The sequence below is a fragment of the Burkholderia sp. E168m23 genome, from assembly GCF_016586125.1.
GTDB lineage: Bacteria > Pseudomonadota > Gammaproteobacteria > Burkholderiales > Burkholderiaceae > Burkholderia > Burkholderia orbicola.
Window position 1 is genome coordinate 1 of record NZ_BCPP01000199.1, and the last position, 8538, is coordinate 8538.

Sequence of the window (8538 nt, forward strand, 5' to 3'; positions counted from 1 at the left end):
CCGCGTGCCACGCGCGGAACGAATAGCAGCAACGCCCGCCGAGAATTCGGCACCGCCTGCTGCGCGGCGGCGACGAGCGCATCGGCGTCGGCCGCGCCGCCGGCCGCGCGGTGCAGTTCGGCATAGAGCGCGCGGCGCACGTCCTCCGGCTGCACGGCCAGGTACGCGCGCCCCATCGAGCTCGTCAGCATCGACAGCCGCGAACCGGGCGCGAGCCCGAGCGTCAGCGCGGTCTCGCTGCGGATCGTCTCCAGATAGATCATGTCGAGCCCGTCGCGGCAGCCGAGCGACACGGCCGCGCCGATCTCGCGCGCGAGCGCCTGCATGTGCGGCCGCGCGAGATCGATCGTGCCCGAGCCCGACAGCAGCGCGTAGCCGAGCGACAGCACGCCGGCGTCCAGCGCATACTTTCCGAGCGTCTCGTCGTAGCGCAGATAGCCGAGCACGGTCAACGTATAGGCGAGCCGGTTCACCGTTGCCTTCGGCAGCCCCGTGCGTTCCGCGAAATCGCGATTGCCCAGCATCGTCTCGCCGGGCCGGAAAGCGCGCAGCAGGTCGAGCCCGCGCGCGAGCGCGACGACGAACTTGCGCTCGTCGATCGTGGTGTCGTCGATGGTTGAAAGTGTCATCCGGTGCTACACTGAGGTCGATTTGCAAAACATTGTTCCGCACAGCGGAACGCAAGTCAAGCGAACTTCAGGCATCAGCCCGGAGCAAGCGCTGCAGCGCGGCCTCTGTCCGACTGAAAAGCACGGACTCGGGGCCGGCGCCGAAGCGCCCGCTCCCACTGACCGTAACGCATGGGGCCGGAGTAAGCGCTGAAGCGCCAACTCGGGCCGACCGCGAAGCATGGGGCCCGACTAAGCGCTGAAGCGCCAACTCGGGCCGACAGGAGATGAGACGATGAGTGCTGCAACTTTTCATTGGGACGATCCGCTGCTGCTCGACCAGCAACTGACCGAAGAAGAGCGAATGGTCCGCGATGCCGCGCAGGCGTATGCCCAGGACAAGCTCGCGCCGCGCGTCACCGAAGCGTTCCGCCACGAACGCACCGACGCGGTCATCTTTCGCGAGATGGGCGAGGTCGGCCTGCTCGGCCCGACGATTCCCGAGGAATACGGCGGCCCCGGCCTCAACTACGTGAGCTACGGGCTGATCGCGCGCGAAGTCGAGCGCGTCGACTCCGGCTACCGTTCGATGATGTCCGTGCAGTCGTCGCTCGTGATGGTGCCGATCTTCGAATTCGGCTCCGACGCGCAGAAGCAGAAATACCTGCCGAAGCTCGCGACCGGCGAATGGATCGGCTGCTTCGGCCTGACCGAGCCGAACCACGGCTCCGATCCGGGCAGCATGGTCACGCGCGCGAAGAAGGTGCCGGGCGGCTACGCGCTGTCCGGCGCGAAGATGTGGATCACCAACTCGCCGATCGCCGACGTATTCGTCGTATGGGCCAAGCTGGAAGAGAACGGCAAGGACGCGATCCGCGGCTTCATCCTCGAGAAGGGCTGGAAAGGCCTGTCGGCGCCGGCGATCCACGGCAAGGTCGGGCTGCGCGCATCGATCACCGGCGAAATCGTCCTCGACGAGGTGTTCGTGCCCGAAGAGAACCTGATGCCGAACGTGAGCGGCCTGCGCGGCCCGTTCACCTGCCTGAACTCGGCACGCTACGGGATCGCGTGGGGCGCGCTCGGCGCCGCCGAGTCCTGCTGGCACACCGCGCGTCAGTACGTGCTCGACCGCCAGCAGTTCGGCCGGCCGCTCGCCGCGAACCAGTTGATCCAGAAGAAGCTCGCCGACATGCAGACCGAAATCACGCTCGGCCTGCAAGGCGTGCTGCGCCTCGGCCGGATGAAGGACGAAGGCACGGCCGCCGTCGAGATCACGTCGATCATGAAGCGCAATTCGTGCGGCAAGGCGCTCGACATCGCCCGCCTCGCGCGCGACATGCTCGGCGGCAACGGCATCTCCGACGAATTCGGCGTCGCGCGCCACCTCGTGAACCTCGAAGTGGTCAACACGTACGAAGGCACGCACGACATCCACGCGCTGATCCTCGGCCGCGCGCAGACGGGCATCCAGGCATTCTTCTGATGATCCGGCCATGACGCACGCGGCAGCGATGCCGCGCACGCCGCCCAAGCAAAAGCCCGCTCGGCATGACTGCCGAGCGGGCTTTTTTTCATCGGAGCCGCGGCTCCTGGCCGCCGATGCTTACTTGTTCGGCTGCGGCGTCAGCCGCAGATACGGACGCACCGCGTTGAAGCCCTTCGGGAAGCGTTTCTTCAGCTCTTCCGGATCCTGCAGCGACGGCACGATCACGACGTCGTCGCCGTCCTTCCAGTTGCCGGGCGTCGCGACCTTGTAATTATCGGTCAGTTGCAGCGAGTCGATCACGCGCAGCACTTCGTCGAAGTTGCGCCCCGTGCTGGCCGGATAGGTGATCGTGAGCCGCACCTTCTTGTTCGGGTCGATCACGAACAGCGAACGCACCGTCAGCGTTTCGTTCGCGTTCGGGTGAATCATGTCGTACAGCTGCGACACCTTGCGGTCCGCGTCGGCGATGATCGGAAAGCCCACGACCGTCGACTGCGTTTCGTTGATGTCGTTGATCCAGCCCTTGTGCGATTCGACGCCGTCGACCGACAGCGCGATCACCTTCACGTTGCGTTTCTCGAATTCGCCCTTCAGTTTCGAGGTCAGCCCGAGTTCGGTCGTGCACACCGGCGTGTAGTCGGCCGGATGGGAGAACAGGACGCCCCAGCTGTTGCCGAGCCACTCGTGAAACTTGATGGTGCCCAGGCTCGATTCCTGCTCGAAATCCGGTGCGATGTCGCCAAGACGCAGACTCATGATGTTCCCTCCTCGAACGATGCTGGTTGAAACCGCGCGCTGGACAGCGCGGGGCAGTCCATCAGCTTACGGGAAGCAATGGGCCGTGCGAACGATTATTCCGTTTGATATTCATACTTTTTTGTCATTTTTACCCGGCGTCATGGCAGAACGGAAGCTCGCGGGGGAAACTTTTCAACCCGTTTGCCGCTCTGTTCATGATTACAAGTCGTTTACCATGCAGTCTTGCGCTGCCGCCGTGTGTCTTCCCGGCTCGCCAGCAGGCAGGGGTTTCGCTACGATGTGAACCTGCAGCATGACAGCACGAAGGGAGTTGCAATGTCGGAAATCAACAAGGAGAAACTGATGTCGGATATCAAAACCGTTCTCTCGGACGCCGAAGACCTGCTCAAGCAAGCGGCGAGCAGCACGGGCGACCGTGCGGCCGAGCTGCGCGAGAAAGCCATGTCGCGCCTGAAGCAGGCCAAGGAAAAGGCAGCCGACGTCCAGGTCGTGGTGGTCGAGAAAGGCAAGAAGGCTGCACGCGCGACCGACGACTACGTGCACGAGCATCCGTGGACGTCGATCGGCGTGGCCGCCGGCGTCGGCGTGCTGATCGGCCTGCTGATCAACCGCAAGTAACGCGCTCTGCGCCGTTTCGTCCCGCGGGCCGGGTTGCGGCCTGCGGGCGTCGAAGCCGGCCGGCCCGCGCCGGCCGGCTTTGTCCTAGCTGCTTACTGCACGCGCAAGCACCTCATCCATGACGACAGACACCCCCTCGCAGCCGTCCGGTCAAGGACCGTTGCGCCGCCTCGTCGGCTCCGCCATCGGCCTTCTGCAGACGCGCCTCGAACTGGTGGGCATCGAGCTCGCCGAGGAGAAGGAGCGCCTGATGGGCGTGCTGTTCCTCGGACTCGCCGCGATGATGCTCGCGACGATGGCGCTCATCAGCCTGACCGTGCTGATCGCGATCGCGTTCTGGGATACCTACCGCTGGCAGGCGCTCGCCGCGATCACCGCGCTGTATGCCATTGGCGGCATCGTATGCGCGCTGAAGGCGCGCTCGGGCCTGCGCGACGCGCCGACCGTGTTCGAGGCGACGCTCGCCGAGCTCGAGAAAGACCGCGACCTGTTCCGCGGCAAGCCGTGAACGCCTTCGCGCTCATCCCTCCCACCTACTTCGTCGACGCGCCATGAGCCAGAACATCACGGGCAATCCCTCCCGCTCCCATTCGTCGCGATCGAACTGGAGTGCGTCGCAGCACCGCGCGCTCCGCAAGGAATTGCTGATCCTGCGATCCGAAGTCGAGCGGCTCGAATTTGCGGAGGCTGCCGCCGAAATGCGCCACGCCGTCACGCGCTTCAGCTGGCTCAAGGTGTTCATCCCCGGGCTGTCGACCAGCAGGTTCGGCCAGTCGGCCAAGAACCTGAACGCAAGCCTCGGCCAGCTCGTCAACCAGTATCCGATGCTGAGTTCGCTCGCGTCGCTCGTGCTGGCGAAACCCGTTCGCTCGCTGCTGCGTGCGAGCGCGGGCCCCGCGTTGAAGTGGGGCACGCTCGGCTTCGCCGCATGGGAGGTCTACCGGATCTGGAAACAGTCCCGCGACGAACGCGGGCTCGACGCACAGAACGACTGATCGTCGGCATCCCGCGCGCACGGCCCTGCGCCACTGCGCGCCTTCCTTGCGCACTCAGCGCACACCCCAGCAGACAGCGCCCGGTTCGTCGACGCCATCGCTTCCTGTATTGCCTTTCGTCCCGTCCGAACGCAGCGTGAACGTGCCGCATGCATCGTCGTGCATCGGCCCGGTGTCGAGCGGCGTCGCCGCCAGTTCATAGCTCACGGGTGAACCGTCGCCATCCGGCGGCGCGTACGCGAGCGCGTCCGACAACGCCGGGGGCGGCGCCATGTCGACCACCGCGAGCGACATGGCGACCATCAACTCGACGAGCGTGAATCCGCACGATCGTTGCACCATATTCTTCAAGGGTCGAGCGCCCCGTTCCATCGCAATCGCCCTCCGCCACGGTGATGCGACGACTGTAGCGGCGCGTGCAAACGTGCGCCATTTGCCGAACGGCCGAGGCGACATGCGATCGCGACCGACACAATCGGCGCGAATCGAACCCATGGAGCAGACGATAAACGGACGCAGCGCGTCAGCGCTTACGGGGGGTCTTGGCGGGAGAGGCGCGACGGAACTCTTCGATCACGTCGGCAAATTCGGAAACGTCCTCGAACCGGCGATACACCGATGCGAAGCGGACATAGGCGATCGTATCGAGGCCGCGCAACTCGTTCATCACGAGTTCGCCCAGCTTCTCGCTACGCACTTCACGCTCGCCAGTCGCGAGCAGTTGATACTCGATGCGGGCGACCGCCGCGTCGATCGCGTCGGCCGCAACCGGCCGTTTGCGCAGCGCGAGTTGCATGCTGGCGACGATCTTGCGACGGTCGAATTCCGTGCGGCTGCCGTCCTTCTTCACGACGGCCGGCAGGTTCAGTTCGACCCGCTCGTACGTCGTGAAGCGCTTGTCGCAAGCCGAGCAGCGACGGCGCCGGCGAATCGCGGCGCCATCTTCGGACACGCGCGAGTCGACGACCTGCGTGTCGTCATGCCGGCAGAACGGGCAGCGCATCGGCGATCAGCGATAGACCGGGAAACGCTTGGTCAGCTCGGCGACCTGCGCACGCACGCGCTCGATCGTCGCTGCGTCCTCCGGGTTCTCCAGCACGTCGGCGATCAGGTTACCCACCTGCTCGGCTTCCGCCGGCCCGAAGCCACGCGTCGTCATCGCCGGCGAACCCAGGCGCACGCCGCTCGTCACGAACGGCTTTTCCGGATCGTTCGGGATCGCGTTCTTGTTCACCGTGATGTGCGCCGCGCCGAGTGCCGCTTCCGCTGCCTTGCCCGTGATGTTCTTCGCGCGCAGGTCGACCAGCATCACGTGGCTTTCGGTGCGGCCCGACACGATCCGCAGCCCGCGCTTGACCAGCGTTTCGGCCAGCACGCGTGCGTTCTCGACCACCTTCTGCTGATATTCCTTGAACTCCGGCGACAGCGCTTCCTTGAACGCCACCGCCTTCGCCGCGATCACGTGCATCAGCGGGCCGCCCTGGATGCCCGGGAAGATCGCCGAGTTGATCGGCTTCTCGTACTCGGCCTTCATCAGGATCACGCCGCCGCGCGGGCCGCGCAGGCTCTTGTGCGTCGTCGTCGTCACGAAATCCGCGTGCGGCACCGGGTTCGGGTACACGCCCGCCGCGATCAGGCCAGCGTAGTGCGCCATGTCGACCATCAGGTACGCGCCCACCGACTTCGCGATCTTCGCCAGACGCTCGAAATCGATCTTCAGCGCAAACGCCGACGCGCCCGCGACGATCAGCTTCGGCTTGTGTTCCTGCGCGAGCTTCTCGGCCGCTTCGTAGTCGATGTCTTCGTTTTCGTTCAGGCCGTAGCTCACCACGTTGAACCACTTGCCCGACATGTTCACCGGCGAGCCGTGCGTCAGGTGGCCGCCGTGCGCGAGGCTCATGCCCATGATCGTGTCGCCCGGCTTGAGCATCGCGAAGAACACGCCCTGGTTCGCCTGCGAACCCGAGTTCGGCTGCACGTTCGCCGCTTCCGCACCGAACAGCTGCTTCACACGGTCGATCGCCAGTTGCTCAACCACGTCGACGTACTCGCAACCGCCGTAGTAGCGCTTGCCCGGATACCCTTCCGCGTACTTGTTCGTGAGCTGCGAGCCCTGCGCGGCCATCACGGCCGGGCTCGTGTAGTTTTCCGATGCGATCAGCTCGATGTGATCTTCCTGGCGGCGGTTTTCCTGCTCGATCGCTGCAAAGATTTCGGGATCGACGTTCGCGATGGTGCTTTGGGCTCTGTCAAACATACGGTTTCCGTTAAGTGTGTACAGGTTGACCGGAGTGGCCGAGTACGGTGCGCTGCTGGCGAGACCAGCTCGACGTGGCGGAAGAATCCGTATGACGCGAGGCAGGACAGCCACCGGCGATGCACGCGACGGCGCACAACGGCTGCCCAGGCGAACGGCAAAAACGGCGCCCCGCGCTTCACGGTGGGATGCTCCACCTTGAACCCTGAGGGTTCTATCGCCAGTCACGCAGGGGTGATGAGCGCATTAGTGTATTGGATGCGTCATGAATAGGCAACCGCACGGCAGGGCGCTCCAAACAATAAGGGCCAGACTCTACGCGCCCGTGCCGACACGCTTCGCCGTCTTGCCGCGGTGCGGCATTCTCAGTAGGCTTGCAGGATTCCACCCGCTATTCCGTTACCGACCAGGAGCAGCAATGATCGTGTTCGTCACAGGTGCGTCCGCCGGCTTCGGCGCCGCCATCTCCCGTGCCTTCGTCAAGGGCGGCCATCGCGTCGTCGCCACCGCACGCCGCAAGGATCGCCTCGATGCGCTCGCGGCCGAACTCGGCGACGCGCTGCTGCCGTTCGAGCTCGACGTGCGCGACCGCGCGGCCGTCGAAGCCGTGCCGGCCGCCCTTCCCGCCGAATTCGCGGCGCTCGACGTGCTCGTCAACAACGCCGGCCTCGCGCTCGGCGTCGAGCCGGCCCAGAAGGCGAGCCTCGACGAGTGGCAGACCATGATCGACACGAACTGCTCGGGCCTCGTGACCGTCACGCACGCGTTGCTGCCGGGCATGATCGCGCGCGGTCGCGGCCATATCTTCAATCTGGGCTCGGTGGCCGGCACCTATCCGTATCCGGGCGGGAACGTCTACGGCGCGACCAAGGCTTTCGTCAGACAATTCAGCCTGAACCTGCGCACCGACCTGATCGGCACGCCGTTGCGCGTCACCGACATCGAACCGGGCCTGTGCGGCGGCACGGAATTCTCGAACGTCCGCTTCCGCGGCGACGATGCAAAGGCGGCGAACGTCTACCAGAACGTCCAGCCGCTCACGGCCGAGGACATCGCCGATACGATCTACTGGATCGCCACGCGCCCCGCGCACGTCAACATCAATACGATCGAAATGATGCCGGTCGCGCAAGCCCCGGCCGGCCTCACGATCCATCGCGGCTGACCCGTCCCCGCAGCCGCGGGCCCGCCTCCGGGCGGCCCGCGGTGTGCTACGACGCACTACATTCCGTTACGAATCGGTTACGAATCGGGCCTTTGCCTTCCGGTAGAATGCGCGCCATGACTCAGCCTACCCGCTCCCCGGAAGCGCCGTCCGGCTTTACCTGGCCGGTGCGCGTGTACTACGAGGATACCGATGCAGGCGGCATCGTCTTCTATGCCAACTACCTGAAGTTCTTCGAGCGCGCCCGCACCGAGTGGCTCCGTGCATGCGGCGTCGACCAGCGTCGGCTCGCGGACGACACCGGTGCGATCTTCATCGTGCGCAGCACGTCGCTCGACTACCGCGCGCCGGCGCGACTCGACGACACGCTGACGATCACGAGCCGGCCCGGACGCATCGGCCGTGCCTCGGTGGAATTCACGCAGGAAGCCTGGTGTGGCGACACGCTGCTCGTGGCCGGGCATATCCGCCTCGGCTGCGTCGACCGTCACGGCATCCGGCCCGCGGCCATCCCGCCGGTCGTGCTCGACGCGTTGCAACGCGGTCCCGTCATCGACGCCGGGCAGACGGGTTTGTCAACGAAGCGCGCATGAGCGCCGTTTAGACAAAGCCTATGAACTTGCCGTTCTGATTCGATACTAAGCAAGGTT

10 protein-coding genes, 1 pseudogene and 1 riboswitch are annotated in these 8538 nt (G+C 65.3%); of the genes and pseudogenes, 6 read left to right on the plus strand and 5 right to left on the minus strand.

What is annotated here, in order from left to right; translation table 11 throughout:
• Positions 1 to 629 (minus strand): annotated as a pseudogene (locus JMF90_RS12795) (IclR family transcriptional regulator); the annotation flags it as partial.
• 274 nt (positions 630 to 903) lie between these two features.
• On the opposite strand from JMF90_RS12795, the gene JMF90_RS12800 reads away from it, so the two are divergent.
• Positions 904 to 2091 carry an acyl-CoA dehydrogenase gene (locus JMF90_RS12800; protein WP_011544689.1) on the plus strand — a complete coding sequence of 396 codons (1188 nt, stop codon included), beginning with the start codon at positions 904 to 906 and terminating at the stop codon, positions 2089 to 2091.
• Positions 2092 to 2211: 120 nt separating this feature from the next.
• Here JMF90_RS12800 and JMF90_RS12805 read toward each other — a convergent pair whose 3' ends face one another.
• Positions 2212 to 2850: a peroxiredoxin gene (locus JMF90_RS12805; RefSeq protein ID WP_006476788.1), complete on the minus strand. Its 639-nt coding sequence runs from the start codon at positions 2848 to 2850 to the stop codon at positions 2212 to 2214.
• 318 nt (positions 2851 to 3168) lie between these two features.
• Here JMF90_RS12805 and JMF90_RS12810 point away from each other — a divergent pair, with 318 nt between their 5' ends.
• The 3 genes from JMF90_RS12810 to JMF90_RS12820 all read left to right on the plus strand — a co-directional run bounded on the left by JMF90_RS12810 (position 3169) and on the right by JMF90_RS12820 (position 4466).
• Entirely contained in the window at positions 3169 to 3471 is a 303-nt protein-coding gene (locus tag JMF90_RS12810; protein WP_006494044.1) for a YqjD family protein, read from the plus strand.
• Positions 3472 to 3589: 118 nt separating this feature from the next.
• On the plus strand, positions 3590 to 3979 hold the full coding sequence (locus tag JMF90_RS12815) for a phage holin family protein (protein ID WP_043887579.1): 390 nt from the start codon (positions 3590 to 3592) through the stop codon (positions 3977 to 3979).
• Positions 3980 to 4022: 43 nt separating this feature from the next.
• Positions 4023 to 4466: a DUF3318 domain-containing protein gene (locus JMF90_RS12820; RefSeq protein ID WP_027813026.1), complete on the plus strand. Its 444-nt coding sequence runs from the start codon at positions 4023 to 4025 to the stop codon at positions 4464 to 4466.
• Positions 4467 to 4520: 54 nt separating this feature from the next.
• Here the strand turns inward: JMF90_RS12820 and JMF90_RS12825 are convergent, their stop codons facing one another.
• From JMF90_RS12825 to glyA, 3 genes are all read right to left on the minus strand, one after another.
• A complete protein-coding gene (locus tag JMF90_RS12825) occupies positions 4521 to 4808 on the minus strand; it encodes a prepilin-type N-terminal cleavage/methylation domain-containing protein (protein WP_231691672.1) in 288 nt (95 codons plus the stop codon).
• A gap of 181 nt (positions 4809 to 4989) precedes the next feature.
• Positions 4990 to 5469, minus strand: coding sequence for a transcriptional regulator NrdR (gene nrdR, locus JMF90_RS12830; RefSeq protein WP_011694173.1), 480 nt, complete (start codon positions 5467 to 5469; stop codon positions 4990 to 4992).
• Between the two features lie 6 nt (positions 5470 to 5475).
• Positions 5476 to 6723, minus strand: a complete 1248-nt coding sequence (glyA, locus tag JMF90_RS12835; protein WP_011544684.1) for a serine hydroxymethyltransferase — start codon at positions 6721 to 6723, stop codon at positions 5476 to 5478.
• 137 nt (positions 6724 to 6860) lie between these two features.
• A riboswitch (ZMP/ZTP riboswitch) is annotated at positions 6861 to 6961 on the minus strand.
• A gap of 180 nt (positions 6962 to 7141) precedes the next feature.
• Here glyA and JMF90_RS12840 point away from each other — a divergent pair.
• Both JMF90_RS12840 and ybgC read left to right on the plus strand, forming a co-directional pair.
• A complete protein-coding gene (locus JMF90_RS12840) occupies positions 7142 to 7888 on the plus strand; it encodes an SDR family NAD(P)-dependent oxidoreductase (RefSeq protein ID WP_011544683.1) in 747 nt (248 codons plus the stop codon).
• Between the two features lie 107 nt (positions 7889 to 7995).
• Complete coding sequence (gene ybgC, locus JMF90_RS12845) at positions 7996 to 8481, plus strand: tol-pal system-associated acyl-CoA thioesterase (RefSeq protein WP_053525121.1); 486 nt, start codon at positions 7996 to 7998, stop codon at positions 8479 to 8481.
• Positions 8482 to 8538 lie beyond the last annotated feature (57 nt).

Coding starts and splice junctions, on each gene's coding strand:
- glyA (WP_011544684.1), bottom strand. CDS start 6,723: ATGTTTGACAGAGCCCAAAGCACCATCGCGAACGTCGATCCCGAAATC.
- JMF90_RS12820 (WP_027813026.1), top strand. CDS start 4,023: ATGAGCCAGAACATCACGGGCAATCCCTCCCGCTCCCATTCGTCGCGA.
- JMF90_RS12840 (WP_011544683.1), top strand. CDS start 7,142: ATGATCGTGTTCGTCACAGGTGCGTCCGCCGGCTTCGGCGCCGCCATC.
- ybgC (WP_053525121.1), top strand. CDS start 7,996: ATGCGCGCCATGACTCAGCCTACCCGCTCCCCGGAAGCGCCGTCCGGC.
- nrdR (WP_011694173.1), bottom strand. CDS start 5,469: ATGCGCTGCCCGTTCTGCCGGCATGACGACACGCAGGTCGTCGACTCG.
- JMF90_RS12825 (WP_231691672.1), bottom strand. CDS start 4,808: ATGGTGCAACGATCGTGCGGATTCACGCTCGTCGAGTTGATGGTCGCC.
- JMF90_RS12805 (WP_006476788.1), bottom strand. CDS start 2,850: ATGAGTCTGCGTCTTGGCGACATCGCACCGGATTTCGAGCAGGAATCG.
- JMF90_RS12800 (WP_011544689.1), top strand. CDS start 904: ATGAGTGCTGCAACTTTTCATTGGGACGATCCGCTGCTGCTCGACCAG.
- JMF90_RS12815 (WP_043887579.1), top strand. CDS start 3,590: ATGACGACAGACACCCCCTCGCAGCCGTCCGGTCAAGGACCGTTGCGC.
- JMF90_RS12810 (WP_006494044.1), top strand. CDS start 3,169: ATGTCGGAAATCAACAAGGAGAAACTGATGTCGGATATCAAAACCGTT.